This is a genomic window from Sphingomonas sp. GW821-FHT02B09, assembly GCF_059421875.1.
Genome location: NZ_JBWKVV010000002.1, coordinates 23,900 through 40,551 on the forward strand (window position 1 = coordinate 23,900; position 16,652 = coordinate 40,551).

A 16,652-nucleotide genomic window follows, 5' to 3' on the forward strand; every position below is an offset into this window, starting at 1 on the left:
AATAATTCCTCCCCGGCACGGGGAGGGGGACCAGCGTAGCTGGTGGAGGGGGGCTTCCACGCACGTTGCGCTGGCGGAAGCCCCCCTCCGTCACCGCTTCGCGGCGCCACCTCCCCGTGCCGGGGAGGAATGGTTACCCCGCCCTTTTCTCCAGCGCCGCCGCTGCCTCGGCGACCAGCGCGCCGATGATCTCGGCGATCGGTTCTTCCTTCGTCACCATGCCGACCGACTGGCCGGCCATCACCGAGCCGTGCTCGACGTCGCCGTCGATCACCGCGCGGCGCAGCGCGCCTGCCCAATAATGTTCGATCTGCAATTGCGCCTCGCCCATCGCGACCGCGCCCTCGTCGAGGCTCAGCGCCACCTCGCGCTGCTTGGCGGTGAACAATTCGCCGCCCGCATTCTTGAGTGCACGCACCGGGATCACCGGCAGCCGCGGGTCGAGCTGGACGCTCGCCACCGCATCGCGCGCCGAAGCGCGGATGAATGCCTTCTTGAAATTGGCGTGGGCGATCGATTCGGTCGCGCAGACGAAGCGCGTGCCGAGCTGGACGCCCGCCGCGCCCATGTCGAGGTAGCCGGCGATCGCCTCGCCGCGGCCGATGCCGCCGGCGACGAACACCGGCACCGATCCGGCGATCTCGGGCAGCATTTCCTGCGCGAGCACGCTGGTCGAGACGGGACCGATATGGCCGCCCGCCTCCATCCCCTCGATCACCAAAGCATCGACGCCCGAGCGGATCAGCTTCTTGGCGAGCGCCAGCGTCGGCGCGAAACAGATCACCTTGGCGCCGCCCGCCTTGATCGCCTCGAGCGAACCCTTGGGCGGCAGGCCGCCGGCGAGCACGACATGGCCGACCTCATGTTTGGTGCAGACCGCGATCAGGTCGAACAATGCCGGATGCATGGTGATGAGGTTCACGCCGAACGGCTTGTCCGTCATCGCCTTCGTCGCGGCAATTTCGGTATCGAGCAGCTCGGGCGTCATCGCGCCGCAGGCGATCACGCCGAAGCCGCCGGCGTTCGACATCGCCGAGACGAGGTTGCGCTCCGACACCCACGACATGGCGCCCGCCATGATCGCGACGTCCGATCCGAGGAAGGCGGCGCCGCGCGCCATGCGGCGCTGCAGCCGCTCCTGGCCGACGGTCACGCCGCGGCGTCCGCGGCGTCGAGGCCGTAGGCGGTGTGGAGCATGCGGACGGCAAGTTCGGTCTCGTCCTCGTGGATCAGCACGCTGACCTTGATCTCGCTGGTCGAGATCGCCTGGATGTTGATGCCGCGCTTGCCCAGCGTGGTGAACATCGTGCTGGCGACACCGGCATGGCTGCGCATGCCGACGCCGACCACCGAGACCTTGGCGACGCGCGTGTCGTGGACCAGCTCGGCGAAGCCGATCGTCTCGCGCGCTTGGTTGAGCGCCTCAAGGCTGCGCGCGAGATCGGCGGACGGCACGGTGAAGGTGACGTCGGTCGAACCGTGGTTGTGCGCGATATTCTGGATGATCATGTCGACGTTGATGTTCGCCGCCGCGAGCGGCTCGAAGATCGCCGACACCGCGCCCGGCTGGTCGGGAACGCTGGTCAGCGTGATCTTCGCCTCGTTCTTGTCGTGCGCGATACCCGTGATGAGCTGGCGTTCCACGTCGTCGATCTCCTCTTCGCCCACGATCATCGTTCCGGGCAATGTGTCCGCCATCGGCGCCTCGGGTCCGGTGAAGGACGAGAGCACCTGGACGCGGACCTGTTCCTTCATCGCGAGGCCGACCGAACGGGTCTGCAACACCTTCGCGCCGACGCTGGCGAGTTCCAGCATCTCTTCGTACGTCACCTTGTTGAGCTTGTGCGCGCGCGGCACGATGCGCGGGTCAGTGGTATAGACGCCGTCGACATCGGTGTAGATGTCGCAACGGTCGGCCTTCATCGCCGCCGCCACCGCCACCGCCGACGTGTCCGAACCGCCGCGGCCGAGCGTGGTGACGCGGCCGTCGTCCGATAGGCCCTGGAAACCGGGGATCACCGCGACCTCGCCCGCCGTCATGCTGGCGTTGAGCGCGTCGACCTCGATGGTGCCGATCCGCGCCTTGGCGTGCGCGTCGTCGGTATGGATCGGCAATTGCCAGCCGAGCCACGAGCGCGCCGGCACGCCCGCCGCCTGCAAGGCGATCGCGAGGAGGCCGCTGGTGATCTGTTCGCCCGCGGCGACGACGACGTCATATTCGCGCGGATCGTAGAGCGACGACGCCTCTCGGCAGAAGCCGACCAGCCGGTCGGTCTCGCCCGCCATCGCCGAGACGACCACCGCGACCTGATTGCCCGCTTCGACCTCGCGTTTGACGCGCGCGGCGACGCTCCTGATGCGCTCGATCCCGGCCATCGACGTGCCGCCGAACTTCATCACGATGCGTGCCATCTGCGTCGCCAAACTCCTTGGGGTAAAGGGGCCGCCCTGATAGGTAGCGGCCATGATGATGGCAAGCAGCACGATCGATCCGCGCGAGGCGCAACATTTCGGCGCGATGGCGAAGGACTGGTGGGACCCGAAAGGCTCTTCGGCGATGCTGCACAAGCTCAATCCGGTCCGGCTGCGCTATATTCGTGCCGCGGTCGATCTGCACTGGGACGGCGACGACACCAGCTTCACGCCGCTCGCCGGCAAGACCGCGCTCGACGTCGGCTGCGGCGCGGGGCTGCTGTGCGAGCCGCTGGCGCGGCTCGGCGCGGCGGTGACGGGGATCGACGCGGCGGCGGAGAATATCGCGGTGGCGCAGGCGCATGCCGCGCAGGCGGGACTCGCGATCGACTATCGTGCGGTCGGTGTCGAGGCGATGACCGGCCGCTTCGACCTCGTCACCAGCCTCGAGGTGATCGAACATGTCGCCGATCCCGCCGGCTTCGTCCGCGGGCTGGCGGAATCGCTCGCCGACGGCGGCCTGCTGGTGCTGTCGACGCCCAACCGCACGCCGCTGTCGCGGCTCGCGCTGATCACGCTGGCGGAGGGCACCGGCCGCATCCCGCGCGGCACGCACGACTGGGACAAGTTCCTCACCCCCGAGGACCTCACCGACCTGCTGGAGCGCGCCGGACTGACGGTGACCGACGTGCAGGGCCTCGGCTTCTCGCCGGCGACCGGGTTCGTGCTGAGCGGCTCGACGCAGCTCGACTATTTCGTGACGGCGAAACGCGTCTGACGGCACGTAAAATCCTCGTCTCGCCGGACTTGATCCGGCATCCCGCTTCTTCGCACCGTCGGAAGAAGCGGGACCCCGGCGCAAGGCCGGAGTGACGGAGCGGGTTTGGAAACACGTCCGGCCCACAAATCGATCATAAGCGGTGGCCCATCCTCGCCGGGGAGAGGAACCGGAGCCGCCTTCCCAATCCAGCCGGCCGCCGCTACCGCCCGGCGCGATGCCTCTCCTTGCCAACCCGCGGCTGCGCCTGCCGATCCTCCTGCTCGTCGCGATCGCCGCGCGGGCGCTGACCTTCGGCAATCCGCTCGTCCACGTCGACGAGGAATTCTATTTCGTCACCGCACACCGGATGTGGCAGGGGGCGTTGCCCTTCGTCGACATCTGGGACCGCAAGCCGGTCGGGCTGTTCCTGCTCTACGCCGTCCCCGCCGCGCTCGGCTTCCCCGCCGGCATCTGGGGCTATCAGGCGCTCGCCCTCGCCGGCACCGTCGCCACCGCCTGGGGGATCGCCCGGCTCGCCGAGCGGCTCGGCTTCGGCGCAGGGGCGACCGCCGGCGCGCTCGCCTATATCCTCTGGCTCGACCTGCTGGGCGGGCAGAGCGGCCAATCGCCGGTCTTCTACAATCTGCTGATGCTCGCCGCCGCATTGCTCGCGCTGCGCCCGCCGCCGCATTGCTCGCGCTGCGCCCGCCGCCGCAGCGCGCCTCGCACGGCCTGCTGGTCATGGCGCTGGTCGGCGTCGCCTTGCAGATCAAATATTCGGTGGTGTTCGAAGGCATCTTCTTCGGCCTGTGGCTCCTCGCCGATCGCTGGGACGCGACGCGCCGGCCGCTGCGAGTGATCGGCTATGGCGTGGCGCTGATCGTCGTCGCTTTGCTGCCGACCGCGCTGGCCGCCGTCTATTATGCGGCGGTCGGCCAGTGGGACGCCTTCATCTTCGCCAATTTCCTGTCGATCTTCCACCGCAATCCCGATCCCTTGTCGGAGCTGGCCGGCAATATCGGCGAGATGATCCTGATCGTCTCGCCGATCGTGACGCTGGCGATCCTCGCGCTCCGGCGCAGCCGCGGCGGTCGCGCGCACGGGCGCGAGCGGCGGTTCGTCGCGCTGTGGCTGGCGGCATCGATCGGCAGCGTCGCGATCTTCCGGCCGTGGTTCGATCATTACGCTTTGCCCGTCCTGCTCCCCGCGTGCGCCGCCGCGGCCGGCATGCTCGGCCGGCCCGACTGGCAACGCTGGCGCACCCCGGCGCTGCTGCTCACCGCCGCGCTCGCCGGCCAGATCGTGCTGATCCTGCAGCGTGCCGGTCGCGGCAACGCGGGCGAGCTCGCCGCGCTGGCGCAGGCGGTCGGGCGCGGTCCGGGGTGTCTGTACGTCTATTCGGGGACCGACATGCTCTACAGCGCGACCGGGCGCTGCGCGCTGTCGCGCTATCTGGTGCCCTCGCACCTGATTCGCTTCCGCGAGGCGGGGGCGACCGGGGTCGATCAGGACGCCGAGATCCGCCGCATCCTCGCCGCCCGGCCCGCGGTCGTCGTGATCCGCCCGCCCTATCGCGGCGAGCGCCCCGCCGCGCATGCGATCGTGACCGCGGCGATGGCGCGCGATTACCGGCTCACCGCCACGCTGCCGATGGGCAACGAGCATCTCCGCGTCTATCATCGCGCGCGATGAAACGCCTGTTCGCCTCCATCCACGACGTCTCGCCCCGGTTCGAGGGCGAGGTCGACCGCCTGCTCGACCATCTCGCGCCGCACGTCGGGCGGCGGCTGGCGATGCTCGTCGTCCCCGATCACTGGTCGAGCGCACCGATCACCCCCGCCTTCGCCGCCCGGCTGCGCGGCTGGGCGGACGAGGGCGTCGAGATGTTCGTCCACGGTTGGACGCATCGCGACGACAGCGCCCATGCCGGTCGCGCCGCGGCGCTGAAGGCGAGGCACATGACCGCCGGCGAGGGCGAATTCCTCGGCCTCAGCCACGCCGAGGCGCTGGCCCGGATGCGGCGCGGCAAGGCATTGGTCGAGGAGATCACCGGGCGCGCGGCGACGGGCTTCATCGCGCCGGCGTGGCTCTATTCGGAAGGCGCGCGCGCGGCGCTGGCGGATGCGGGGTTCGCGCTCGCCGAGGATCATGCGCGGGTATGGCGGCCGGGCGGCGCCGTGGTCGCGCGCGGGCCGGTGATCACCTGGGCGAGCCGGACGCGGATGCGACAGCTGAGCTCGCTCGCCGCGGCGGGCGCGCTGCGCCACGTCTTGCAGCCGACGCGCAACGTGCGGATCGCGGTGCATCCGGGCGACACGACCGTGCCGGCGCTCCTGGAGAGCATCACGACGACCTTCGCGGCGTTCCGGCGGCATCGGCCGGCGGCCTATGCGGAGTTGGCGGGGTAGCCGGCGAATCACCCCGACACCGTTCGTGCTGAGCCTGTCGAAGCACGGGGCCAAATACGGCGGTCCCGCTGTGGCCACGCCCTTCGACAGGCTCAGGGCGAACGGTTGGAAGACAGCGGCATAAGCGACGGCTCGCTTTTGACTTTTCGGCGAGCCCGAGGCTCACCTCGTCCGACACGCTAAGCATGAACCGTCGATAGAAGCCCTTAAGGGGCTGTCACGCCCGCTTCCGCACCCCGTCGCGCGCCGCGATCGCCGCGGCGTAATGCGCCACCAGATCGGCGGCATGTTCCTCGTCGTTGCGGACCGTCGCCGACGCCACCCGCGCGGCGCGGCGCACGATCGCACGGTCGCGCGCGAGCATGCGCTGGATCGCATCGGCGCAACTGTGCGCGTCGCGCTGCGCATAGACTTCGGCGAACAAGGGATCGGCGATCTCCGCCGTGCCGCCGCCGTCGGGCACGATCAGCGGCGTGCCGCTCGCCAGCGCCTCGGCGGGGACCAGCCCGAACGTCTCGGTGCCGCAGCCGTGGATATAGACGTCGGCGCTCGCCATGATCGTCGCCAGCCGCCGCCGGTCGTAGACCGGGCGGAACAGCCGGATGTGCGGATTGGCGCCGATATGCCGTTCGAGCGTCTTGGTATCCATCCCCTGGCCGAGGATGACCAGCCCGACCGGCGCCTGCGTCCCGATCCGCTGCACCGCGTCGATCACCGTCGGCCAGCGCTTCTCGGGATGATGGCGGCCGACGCCGAGCAGCAATTGCGCCTCCGGCGGCAGGCCGCATTGGCGCAGCAGCGCGGCGCGCAGCGTCTCGTCGCGCAGATCGGGCGAGAAATGCGCGCGCTCGATGCCGAGCGGCATCGTTGCATCGACGCGGATGCCGCGCGCCGCCAGTTGCTTGGTCAGCGACGGGCCGTTGGTGACCACCGTGTCATATTGCGCGAGGCAGTGGTTGAGATAGCGATCGTACCAGGCGAAGGCGCGCTCGATCCGCGGGGCCGAGGCGACCGGCTTGAACCAGCGCTTGGGATAGGCCTCGAGATTGTCGTTGTGCATGAAATAGGAGCGCAGCGCGCGCCCCTTCCCGCCACCCTGCCATTGCGCGACGATCCACGCCGATTTCCACGGCGAGCAATTCTCGACCACGTCGGGGTCGAGCGCGTCGAGCCGGCGATGGATCGGCTCGGCATCCCAGAACAGGCCGTAATTGGCGTCGAACGGCATGCCCGGCGCCTTGATGTAATGGACCGCGCCGCCGCCGGGCCGCTCCTCGATCCGGTCCTCGCGACCGGGCGCCAGCACGATCAGCTCGTGGCCCATGCTCGCCAGCACCTCGATCTTGCGATCGATATAGGTGCGCACGCCGCCGCCGGTCGGCGAATAGATCTCGTTGACGTCGACGATCCGCATCACTCGTCCCTCGTCGGCGAGAAGCCGCCGAGGCCGTGCAGATATTGCATCTGGACGGTGCGTTCGGTGGTGGTGGTGCCGACGTCGACCAGCGCGCGCTCGACCTTGGGCCGCGACATGCCGATCTTGCCGGGGCCGGGGAAGCCGGCGCCGTCGGCGAAGAAGTTGAACTTGTTCTTGCCGTCGCGGTCGTGCGTGACGAACAGCGCATAGCGGCCGGGGCGCGGCACGCGGATGCACACCTGCACCTGGCCGCTCGCCGGGATCGCCGTCCACACCCGGCGGAAGGTCTTGCCCGCGGCGAGCAGTACCGAATCGTCGGCGAGGAAGTCGGTCTCGTTGGCGGGATACAGTTCGAGCTTGATCCGGCCCTTGCGATCCTTGAGCCCGGCGATCTGCGCGAGGATCGCGGGTCCGCCGCCGGGATTGCACGCCGCCGCGTCGCTGCCGAGCACCTGCGCCGCGGCGGGCGCGGCGAGCAGCAGCGCCGCGGGCAGCAGAACGGCAAGGATCGCCGACGGGGTCATGACGGCTTCCTCGTCAGCAGGTGATGGATGCCGAAGGCGACGATCAGCAGCGCGTGGATCAGCAGCACCGCCGCCGCGGTGAAGGCGATCAGCTCGGACAGCGCCTGGTCCTCGCCGATCATCAGGATCGCGAAATTGGCGAACAGCAGGTCCTTGTTGGGCAGCAGCGGCAGGCGCGAGAACAGCATGCGCCCCGCCGACAGGAACAGCCAGGTGCCGATCGCGACGCTCGGCATCGCCAGCGCCCAGGCGAGCGCGAGGAAGAAGCCGCCGAGGATCAGGCGCAGGCAATGGATGCCGAAGATCGCCCACAGCTCGCCCCGCGGCAGCGAGAACACCTTGCGCGAGAAGATCAGGAACGGCAGCGAGGTGCCGAAGATCACCGCCAGCGAGCCGTAGACGTAGCGCATCATCTCGGGCGGGATCAGGTTGCGGCCGACCGGCAGCGCCACCGCGATCATCGCCAGCGTCACCGCATTGCCGGCGATCGCCGACAGGATCGACACGTCCTTGACCGCGCCGAACGGCGCCGCGACGAGCTGCGCGCGGGCGCGCGCCCAGGCGTAGAAATAGGCCTCGCCCGAATAGCCCATGACGACGTCGTTCGCGATCCGCTTCTTGATCAGCGCGACGAGCCCGCCGAGGGGGATGTGCCACAGCCGCCGGAAGATCCAGTAATCGGCGAGCGGCGGCACGAAATAGAGCGCGGCGAAGGCGATGTAGAACAACGGGTTGCGCGGCGTCGCCCGGTCCAGCCCGGCAAGCCCCGAGCTCAGCAGCTCGTGCGCGAGGCCGGCCAGCATCGCCAACGTCACCAACGCGCCGATGATCGCAGGCCAGCGGCTCTTGATGGTCTTCAAGGGTTGGAGTCCCGCGATGTCGGGGGAGGGCGGCACGATCTCGACGAGGGGACGGCCGGCACTGTGATCGATCTGCACCCGTTGATCCGAACGATGACGATGGGGGGTCGCTTAGCCCTATCGCCCCTGTGTTGCACATGAATTTCGTTTCACTGTCGCGTCACGAAGCTCTGTGGCACAGCGGTCCGCGACCATGTCTGCCGACCATATCCTTACCTTTGCACAAGATTTATCGGGTGGCGGCGTCGAGCGCGCGCAATTGCGGCTCGCGGCGCAATGGCTGGGCGCGGGGCGGCGGGTAACGCTGGCGATCGGCGACTCCGGCGGCCCGCTCGCCGCCGATCTGCCCGCGGGGCTGGGACTCGAACCGCTCGGCCATCGCCGCTACGTCGCGCAGCGCCGGCTGGCGGCGATCACGCTGCGGCTGCGCCCCGATCTCATCTTCTGCCCCGGCAACCATTATACCCTGGTGGCCGCATGGCTGCGCTGGCGGCTCGGCGATGCCTGCCCGCCGATCGTCGCCAAATTGTCCAACGCGATCGATCGCGCCGATCATGGCCGGATCATGGGCGCCGGGCACCGGCTGTGGCTGGCCCAGCACGGCCGCTTCCTCGATCATCTCGTCGCGATGACGCCGGCGACCGCGGCGCTGGCGGCGCGGGCGATGCGGATGGAGCGGCGGACCAGCGTCATCCCCAATCCGCCGGCACCGCGCGCGACGGATGTCGGCACGGGCGGCGCGGCGCTGCCGCCCGGCCGCATCGTGCTCGGCGTCGGCCGGCTGGTGCCGCAGAAGCGCTGGGACCGGCTGATCGCCGCGATCCCGGCGCTGCCCGACGACGTCGGCGTCGTCATCCTCGGCGAGGGCGAGCTGCGCCCCGCCTTGGAGCGGCAGGTCGCCGCGGCGGGGTTTGCCGGGCGCGTCCACCTGCCCGGCCATGTCGGCGACCCGCTGCCGGCGATGGCGGCGGCGGCGGTGCTGGCGCTGCCCTCCGATTACGAGGGCGTGCCGGGGGTGCTGCGCGAGGCGCTGTCGGTGGGAACGCCGGTGGTCGCCACCGCATCGAGCCCGGCGGTGCGCGAGATCGTCGGTGATCCGCGCCTCGGCAGCGTCGTCGCGCCGGAGGATGCCGCCGGCCTCGCCGCCGCGCTCAACCATTGGCTCGTCGCGCCCCGCCCCGCCCCGGTACCGCAGCCCGGCGTCGATTCGGCGGCGCGCTACCTACGCCTGTTCGACACCCTCGTCTGAGCCGTCGCGCTCGGCCTCGCGTTCCGAGCTGCGCTCCAGCGCGGTCTTGATCATCGCGGTCATCGGATCGGCGAGCGCGAGGCCGAGGATGCCGAACAGCGCGCTCGCCATGATCTGCGCGCCCAGCGTCAGCGCCGGCGGCAGGTCGACCGTCTTCTTGGCGACGATCGGCAGCAGCACGTACCCGTCGAACCCCTGGACGATGACATAGGTACCGACCGCCCAGAAGCCGATGTGCGTGCCCGCCGAGAAGCCGACCGCGATCATCAGCGCACCGCTGATGAACGCGCCGATATTGGGGATGAAGGCGAGCAGCCCGGTAAGGATGCCGAGGATCATCGCCATCGGCACGCCGCCGATCGACAGCGCGATGCCGGTCAATATCCCCTCCGCAAGCATGCCGAGCAGGCGCCCCGCGAGCAGCCGGCGCAGGATCTTGCCCATCCGGTCGAGCACCGTCGCGAATTCGGCGCGATTGCGTCGCGGCACCATCCATTCCAGCCCGCGCTGGTAGGTGCCGGGGTCCATCGCGACGAACAGGCCGATGACGATGATCATGAACATCGTCGTCAGCGCCCCGAACGCGGTGCCGACCCAGGAGGTGATCCGCCCGACCGAACTCAGTGCCTGGCGCGCGATGCCGCTGACGTCGGAGGCGCCGGGCATCAGCCCCTGCCCGCTCAGCCAGCGCGCCAGCCGGTTGGCCTGCGTCTCCAGCGTCGCGCGCAATTGCGAGAACTGGTCGGCGACCTGCACGCCGGTGAGGTAGAAGGTGCCGGCGAGGAAGGCGATCGTCAGCAGCACGACGATCAGCAGCCGCCAGCCGCGCCCGATCGGCAGTACCTTGCCGAGCAGCCGCACGCCGCCGTCGAGCAGCGCTGCGAAGACGAGGCCCGCGAAGATGATCAGCAGCGGCTGGACGAGGATCACCGCCAGCGCCATCGCTGCGGCGAGGCCGAGCCAGACCGCCGCGCGCTTCAGCTCGCGCCGGACGAGGGGATCGCGCAGCTCATTGGGGCTGGGGTCCCGGGTCGCCGGCGTCTCGCTCACGTCATTGTCCCGTGGCTGGGTGGAGGGACAGTCCGGCGCGACCCGACCGCAGCGAACCCCACCAGGTCAGCGGGTTGAGCGTCGCGTCGCCGTCGAGGCTGAAGGTCAGGAATTCGGCACGCCCGCCGAGATTCTCATACGGCACCGGCCCGCCGAGGCCGAGCTGCGCGAGCGGGAAACGGCTGTCCGCCGAGCGGTCGCGATTGTCGCCCATCAGGAAGACGTGATTGGCCGGGATGGTGACCTGCGGATAATTGTCACCGGGGCTGTCGGGTTCGAGGTCGACGGTGTCGTAATGGCGGCCACCGGGCAGCGTCTCGGTGACGAGCGGCAGATGGCAGACATAGCCGCCTCCCGCGGCCGGCCGGCGCGCGCCGAAATAGTCGCGGTCGCTGCACGGGCTGTTGGTGTCGACCGGCAGGTCGACGTAATGCAGCGGCCCGCGCGGAATCGGCTTGCCGTTGAGGATCACGACGCCGCCGCGCACCGCCAGCGTGTCGCCGGGCAGGCCGATGACGCGCTTGATATAGTCGTTGCGGGTGCCCGGCGGGGTGACGATGACGACGTCGCCGCGCTGCGGCAGGCTACCGAACAGCCGGCCGTGGATGAACGGGAGGCCGACGCTCCAGCTTTCCTCGGGCTGGCGCATCACCACGCCCTTGAAGATCGAGACCGGATTGGGGATCGTCGGCGAGACGAACGACCAGCCGTAGGCGAATTTGGAGACCACCAGCCGGTCGCCGATACGCAGGCCGGGCAGCATCGATTCGGACGGGATGTAGAACGGCTTGGCGATGAAGCTGTGGAAGCCGAGCACGATCAGGATCAGCCAGAAGATGCCCTTGATCTCGCCCCACCAATCGGTCTTCTTGCGTGCGGCGGCCGGTGGCGCGGGCGCGGGGACCGCTGCCTCGCTGGGGTTGCTGCCGTCCAACACCGCTTCCTTCATGCCTTGGGGTCCGGGATCGCCTCGATGATCACGAAGGCCTGGGCCCAGGGATGATCGTCGGTCAAAGTCAAATGTATGCGAGCGACGTGGCCCTCGGGGATCATGCCGTCAAGCCGTTCCTTCGCGCCGCCGGTCAGCGCCAGCGTCGGCGCGCCCGAGGGCGCGTTGACGACGCCGATGTCCTTCATGAACACGCCCGCCTTGAACCCGGTGCCGACCGCCTTCGAAAACGCCTCCTTGGCGGCGAAGCGCTTGGCGAGCGTGCCCGCCTTGGTGAACGGCCGCCGCGCGGCGCGTGCGCGCTCGGCGTCGGTGAACACGCGCGCCTCGAACCGCGCGCCGAACCGGTCGAGCGAGGCGGCGATCCGCTCGATATTGCACAGGTCTGAGCCAAGCCCGACGATCATACCCCATTCCTCCCCGGCACGGGGAGGGGGACCGCCGGCCGCAGGCCGGTGGTGGAGGGGGGGCTCCACGAGCGCGCCCCTCTCTTTGGCGAAAACGTATGCGGAAGCCCCCCTCCACCACCGCTGCGCGGCGGTTCCCCTCCCCGTGCCGGGGAGGAATAAGGCTCACCCACGCGCGGCATCCATCTCCTCGCGCATCCGCCGCACCGCCTCGCCCAGCCCGACGAACAGCGCCTCGCCGACGAGGAAATGGCCGATGTTGAGTTCGCGCACCTGCGGGATCGCGGCGATCGGCCCGACGTTGTCGAAGGTCAGGCCATGGCCGGCATGCACCTCGATGCCGTTCTTCGCCGCCAGCGCCGCGGCGTCCGACAGCCGGCGCAGCTCGGCGGTGCGCGCCTCGCCGTCCAGCTCGGCATAACGGCCGGTGTGCAGCTCGACCACCGGCGCGCCGAGCCGGATCGCCGCCTCGATCTGGCGTGGATCGGGTTCGATGAACAGCGACACGCGGATCCGTGCCGCGGCCAGCTCGCCGACCAGCGGCGCGAGCCGGTTGTGCTGCCCCGCCGCGTCCAGCCCGCCCTCGGTGGTGAGCTCCTCGCGCTTTTCCGGCACGATGCATGCGGCATGCGGCTGATGGCGCAGCGCGATCGCGAGCATCTCGTCGGTCGCCGCCATTTCGAGGTTGAGCGGGATGGTCAGTTCCGCCGACAGCCGCGCGATATCGTCGTCGGTTATGTGCCGCCGGTCCTCGCGCAGATGTGCGGTGATCCCGTCCGCCCCCGCTTCGGCGGCGAGCAGTCCGGCGCGCACCGGATCGGGATAGCCCGCGCCGCGCGCATTGCGCACCGTCGCGACGTGATCGATGTTGACCCCCAGCCGCAGCGTCCGGGTCACGCCGCGCGACTCCCCGGCTTGATCGCGGGGATCGCGGCCAGTTCGGGCGGCAGCGCATCGGCCGCATAGGTCGGCACGTCGAGGCGGATCAGCGGGAAGAAGGGCACGCCGAGATCGACGGTGCCGCCCGAGCGGTCGACCAGCGCGGCGCCGGCGATCACCTTGCCGCCCGCCGCCTCGATCGCCTTGATCGCCTCGCGCGACGACAATCCGGTGGTGACGACGTCCTCCATCATCAGCACTTCCTGCCCCGGTGCGAGGCGGAAGCCGCGGCGCAGCTCGAACGTGCCGGTCGGCCGCTCGACGAACATCGCCTCGACGCCGAGCGCGCGCGCCATTTCGTGGCCGGCGATGACGCCGCCCATCGCCGGCGCGACGACCGCGGCGATCCGCCCGCGGATCTCGGCGGGGATGCGCGCCGCCAGCGCCTCGGCGAGGCGCGCGCCGCGGCGCGGGTCCATCAGCACGCGCGCGCATTGCAGGTAGCGCGGGCTGCGCAGGCCGGACGAGAGGATAAAATGCCCCTCGAGCAGGGCATCGGCGGCGCGGAATTCGGCCAGCACGTCGTCGTCGGTCATCGGCGGTCCCGGATAAGTCGGTCGGATGCGGTCGCTCATAGGAAGTCGCCGCGCCGCCGCCAAGCGGGCGCAAGCGATAAACATGGGTCAGGTGCTTGAGGCCGGGACGGCGCCCGCGTATAGGCCATGGCAAAAGGGGCGTAGTCATACGCCATAACGGCCCGTTCGCCGGGCAGGCGAGGGAATCTGGACGGGGTGACGAAACGCATGCGCAAGAGGTTCAAGGGGTTAGCACTCGCCGCCGGGGTCGCCCTCGCCGGTCTGAGCGCGGCATCGCAGGCCGCGCCGCAGGGTGCCGCCGCGCCTGCCGGCGTCTCCAACATCGCGCCGACCACCGCCAACGCCACCGCGCCGGCGGCCCCCGCCTCGCCGCTGCTGGCGCAGGACGGCGCACCCGCGACGACGATCGAGCCCGGTATCGGCCATCCCGTCGCCGGTCGCATCGGCATCCAGCCGCAGGTGACGACCAATGGCCAGTTCGCCCACTGGTTCCACGATTCGATCCTGGTGCCGCTGATCGTCGCGATCTGCGTGTTCGTGCTGCTGCTGCTGCTCTGGGTCGTCTTCCGCTTCCGCAAGGCGGCGAACCCGATCCCGTCGAAGACCAGCCACAATACCGCGATCGAGATCGTCTGGACGCTGGCGCCGGTCGTCATCCTGGTGCTGATCGCGGTGCCGTCGATCGGCCTGCTGCAGGCGCAGTTCAAGCCCGCGCCGGCCGGCGCGGTGACGCTGAAGGCGATCGGCAACCAATGGTATTGGAGCTATCAATATCCCGATAACGGCGGCTTCGAAGTCACCGCCAACATGCTCAAGGAAAAGGATCAGGTCGCCAAGGGCGAGCGGTTCCGCACCGATGCCGACGGTCCCCGCCTGCTCGCCGCCGACAATCGCATCGTGCTGCCGGTCGGCGTGCCGATCCGCCTGATCACCACCTCGCAGGACGTGATCCACAGCTGGGCGGTCCCCGCCTTCTGGATCAAGCTCGACGCGGTCCCCGGTCGCCTCAACGAGACGAGCTTCACGATCAAGCAGCCCGGCCTCTATTTCGGCCAGTGTTCGGAACTGTGCGGCGCGCGCCACGCCTTCATGCCGATCGCGGTCGAAGCGGTGCCGCCGGCACAATTCGCCGCCTGGGTCCGCGCCAAGGGCGGCACGATGCCGACCCCGGGCAAGGCCAGCGACAAGGTCATCCCGCAGCCCGGCGCCGAGGGCTCGGCCGCCACGCAGGCGGAAGGCAATGCCGCCGACGCCGCCACCGGCCCGGTCGAGAACGTGACGACGACCGCCCCCACCTCCAGCCAGGGTGCGACCGGCAATCCGGCCACCGGCAACGCGGGACAGTAAGATGACCGACACCGCCCTCCACCCCTCCGCGTTCGTCGCGCACGACGATCACGCGCACAGCGATGCGGACCACAAGCCCGGCTTCTTCGCCCGCTGGTTCATGTCGACCAACCACAAGGACATCGGGACGCTCTACCTGATCTTCGCGATCATCGCGGGGATCATCGGCGGCGCGATCTCGGGACTGATGCGCGCCGAGCTGGCGCAGCCGGGCATCCAGTATCTCGTCGGCTGGGCGAATTTCCTGCCCGGCGGCGACGGCGGGCTCGATCATGCGCTCCACCTGTGGAACGTGCTGATCACCGCGCACGGCCTCATCATGGTCTTCTTCATGGTGATGCCGGCGATGATCGGCGGCTTCGGCAACTGGTTCGTGCCGATCATGATCGGCGCGCCCGACATGGCCTTCCCGCGGATGAACAACGTCAGCTTCTGGCTGCTCATCCCGGCGTTCACGCTGCTGCTCGCCTCGCCCTTCTTCGGCGGCGCCGGCACCGGCTGGACGGTCTATGCGCCGCTGTCGACCTATGGCGAGCCCGGACCGTCGGTGGATATGGCGATCCTGTCGCTCCACCTCGCCGGCGCCTCGTCGATCCTCGGCGCGATCAACTTCATCACCACCATCTTCAACATGCGCGCGCCGGGCATGACGCTGCACAAGATGCCGCTGTTCGTCTGGTCGGTGCTGGTCACCGCCTTCCTGCTGCTGCTTGCGCTGCCGGTGCTCGCCGCGGCGATCACGATGCTGCTCACCGACCGCAATTTCGGCACCACCTTCTTCGATCCGGCCGGCGGCGGCGATCCGATCCTGTACCAGCATCTGTTCTGGTTCTTCGGTCACCCCGAAGTCTACATCATGATCCTGCCGGGCTTCGGCATCGTCAGCCAGATCATCGCGACGTTCAGCCGCAAGCCCGTCTTCGGCTATCTCGGCATGGCCTATGCCATGGTCGCGATCGGCGTCGTCGGCTTCGTCGTCTGGGCGCACCATATGTTCGTCACCGGCCTGTCGGTGAACGTGAAGATGTACTTCACCGCCGCGACGATGGTCATCGCGGTGCCGACCGGCATCAAGATCTTCTCGTGGATCGCGACGATGTGGGGCGGTTCGCTGACCTTCAAGACGCCGATGGTCTGGGCGATCGGCTTCATCTTCATGTTCACGGTCGGCGGCGTCACCGGCGTCGTGCTCGCCAACGGCGGCATCGACGATTACATGCAGGACACCTATTACGTCGTCGCGCACTTCCACTACGTGCTGTCGCTCGGCGCGGTGTTCGGCCTGTTCGCCGGCTTCTATTACTGGTTCCCGAAGATGTTCGGGAAGATGTACAACGAGTTCCTCGGCCAGGCGCACTTCTGGGTGTTTTTCGTCGGCGTGAACCTGCTGTTCTTCCCGATGCACTTCCTCGGGCTGCAGGGCATGCCGCGCCGCTATCCGGATTATCCGGACGCCTATGCGACGTGGAACGCGCTGGCGAGCCACGGTTACGAGATCATGGCCGCGGGCATGGTGATCTTCTTCGTCAACGTGATCTATTCGCTGATCGCCGGGCCGAAGGCGCCCGACAATCCCTGGGGCGAGGGCGCGACGACGCTGGAGTGGACCTTGTCCTCGCCGCCGCCTTATCACCAGTTCGAGACGCTGCCGAAGATCGACTGAGGCACCAAGGACCCCGGGGGAAACCCCGGGGTTTTTGTTTGCAGGTGCGCCACAAAAACGCTTCGTTAAGACCGTAACGGCTAGGTTTCCGTCGCATACGCGGCGCTTGCGGGAAGCGCTCCGGCGTATCG

Annotated in this window: 17 protein-coding genes; 7 read left to right on the forward strand and 10 right to left on the reverse strand. The window is 69.2% G+C overall.

Annotated features, from left to right (window positions below; genetic code table 11):
* Positions 1-133: 133 nt before the first annotated feature.
* Entirely contained in the window at positions 134-1,120 is a 987-nt protein-coding gene (locus tag AC07U4_RS07940) for an NAD(P)H-dependent flavin oxidoreductase (RefSeq protein ID WP_495195833.1), read from the reverse strand.
* Positions 1,121-1,149: 29 nt separating this feature from the next.
* The gene (locus AC07U4_RS07945; RefSeq protein WP_495195044.1) at positions 1,150-2,412 is read right to left on the reverse strand and encodes an aspartate kinase; all 1,263 of its coding nucleotides are present in this window, start codon (positions 2,410-2,412) and stop codon (positions 1,150-1,152) included.
* 52 nt (positions 2,413-2,464) lie between these two features.
* On the opposite strand from AC07U4_RS07945, the gene ubiG reads away from it, so the two are divergent.
* The 4 genes from ubiG to AC07U4_RS07965 all read left to right on the forward strand — a co-directional run bounded on the left by ubiG (position 2,465) and on the right by AC07U4_RS07965 (position 5,580).
* Complete coding sequence (gene ubiG, locus AC07U4_RS07950; RefSeq protein WP_495195045.1) at positions 2,465-3,190, forward strand: bifunctional 2-polyprenyl-6-hydroxyphenol methylase/3-demethylubiquinol 3-O-methyltransferase UbiG; 726 nt, start codon at positions 2,465-2,467, stop codon at positions 3,188-3,190.
* 217 nt (positions 3,191-3,407) lie between these two features.
* The gene (locus tag AC07U4_RS07955) at positions 3,408-4,031 is read left to right on the forward strand and encodes a hypothetical protein (RefSeq protein WP_495195046.1); all 624 of its coding nucleotides are present in this window, start codon (positions 3,408-3,410) and stop codon (positions 4,029-4,031) included.
* On the forward strand, positions 3,914-4,864 hold the full coding sequence (locus tag AC07U4_RS07960) for a hypothetical protein (RefSeq protein WP_495195047.1): 951 nt from the start codon (positions 3,914-3,916) through the stop codon (positions 4,862-4,864). The genes AC07U4_RS07955 and AC07U4_RS07960 overlap by 118 nt, the downstream gene beginning before the upstream one ends.
* A complete protein-coding gene (locus tag AC07U4_RS07965) occupies positions 4,861-5,580 on the forward strand; it encodes a polysaccharide deacetylase family protein (RefSeq protein WP_038665045.1) in 720 nt (239 codons plus the stop codon). The genes AC07U4_RS07960 and AC07U4_RS07965 overlap by 4 nt, the downstream gene beginning before the upstream one ends.
* 217 nt (positions 5,581-5,797) lie before the next feature.
* Here AC07U4_RS07965 and AC07U4_RS07970 read toward each other — a convergent pair whose 3' ends face one another.
* Genes AC07U4_RS07970 through AC07U4_RS07980 form a run of 3 tightly spaced genes read right to left on the reverse strand, consistent with a single transcriptional unit; the run spans position 5,798 to position 8,459 of the window.
* Positions 5,798-6,994: a glycosyltransferase gene (locus AC07U4_RS07970; RefSeq protein ID WP_495195048.1), complete on the reverse strand. Its 1,197-nt coding sequence runs from the start codon at positions 6,992-6,994 to the stop codon at positions 5,798-5,800.
* On the reverse strand, positions 6,994-7,521 hold the full coding sequence (locus AC07U4_RS07975; protein ID WP_495195049.1) for a DUF2141 domain-containing protein: 528 nt from the start codon (positions 7,519-7,521) through the stop codon (positions 6,994-6,996). Before AC07U4_RS07975 ends, AC07U4_RS07970 begins: the two co-directional genes overlap by 1 nt.
* A complete protein-coding gene (locus tag AC07U4_RS07980) occupies positions 7,518-8,459 on the reverse strand; it encodes a hypothetical protein (RefSeq protein WP_495195050.1) in 942 nt (313 codons plus the stop codon). Before AC07U4_RS07980 ends, AC07U4_RS07975 begins: the two co-directional genes overlap by 4 nt.
* Before the next feature lie 115 nt (positions 8,460-8,574).
* Between AC07U4_RS07980 and AC07U4_RS07985 the strand changes: the two genes are divergently transcribed.
* Positions 8,575-9,630, forward strand: coding sequence for a glycosyltransferase (locus tag AC07U4_RS07985; RefSeq protein ID WP_495195051.1), 1,056 nt, complete (start codon positions 8,575-8,577; stop codon positions 9,628-9,630).
* On the opposite strand, the gene AC07U4_RS07990 is transcribed toward AC07U4_RS07985, so the two are convergent.
* The 5 genes from AC07U4_RS07990 to pyrE form a co-directional block, all read right to left on the reverse strand.
* Complete coding sequence (locus AC07U4_RS07990; RefSeq protein ID WP_495195052.1) at positions 9,604-10,680, reverse strand: AI-2E family transporter; 1,077 nt, start codon at positions 10,678-10,680, stop codon at positions 9,604-9,606. The two genes, AC07U4_RS07985 and AC07U4_RS07990, sit on opposite strands and share 27 nt — an antisense overlap.
* A gap of 1 nt (position 10,681) precedes the next feature.
* Positions 10,682-11,629, reverse strand: a complete 948-nt coding sequence (gene lepB / locus AC07U4_RS07995; RefSeq protein WP_495195053.1) for a signal peptidase I — start codon at positions 11,627-11,629, stop codon at positions 10,682-10,684.
* Positions 11,626-12,036: a holo-ACP synthase gene (gene acpS / locus AC07U4_RS08000; protein ID WP_038665027.1), complete on the reverse strand. Its 411-nt coding sequence runs from the start codon at positions 12,034-12,036 to the stop codon at positions 11,626-11,628. Before acpS ends, lepB begins: the two co-directional genes overlap by 4 nt.
* A 165-nt stretch (positions 12,037-12,201) precedes the next feature.
* On the reverse strand, positions 12,202-12,933 hold the full coding sequence (locus AC07U4_RS08005) for a pyridoxine 5'-phosphate synthase (RefSeq protein ID WP_495195054.1): 732 nt from the start codon (positions 12,931-12,933) through the stop codon (positions 12,202-12,204).
* The gene (gene pyrE / locus AC07U4_RS08010) at positions 12,930-13,511 is read right to left on the reverse strand and encodes an orotate phosphoribosyltransferase (RefSeq protein WP_495195055.1); all 582 of its coding nucleotides are present in this window, start codon (positions 13,509-13,511) and stop codon (positions 12,930-12,932) included. Before pyrE ends, AC07U4_RS08005 begins: the two co-directional genes overlap by 4 nt.
* Positions 13,512-13,718: 207 nt before the next feature.
* Here pyrE and coxB point away from each other — a divergent pair, with 207 nt between their 5' ends.
* Positions 13,719-14,858 carry a cytochrome c oxidase subunit II gene (gene coxB, locus AC07U4_RS08015; RefSeq protein WP_495195056.1) on the forward strand — a complete coding sequence of 380 codons (1,140 nt, stop codon included), beginning with the start codon at positions 13,719-13,721 and terminating at the stop codon, positions 14,856-14,858.
* A gap of 1 nt (position 14,859) precedes the next feature.
* Positions 14,860-16,521 carry a cytochrome c oxidase subunit I gene (gene ctaD / locus AC07U4_RS08020; RefSeq protein ID WP_038665022.1) on the forward strand — a complete coding sequence of 554 codons (1,662 nt, stop codon included), beginning with the start codon at positions 14,860-14,862 and terminating at the stop codon, positions 16,519-16,521.
* Positions 16,522-16,652 lie beyond the last annotated feature (131 nt).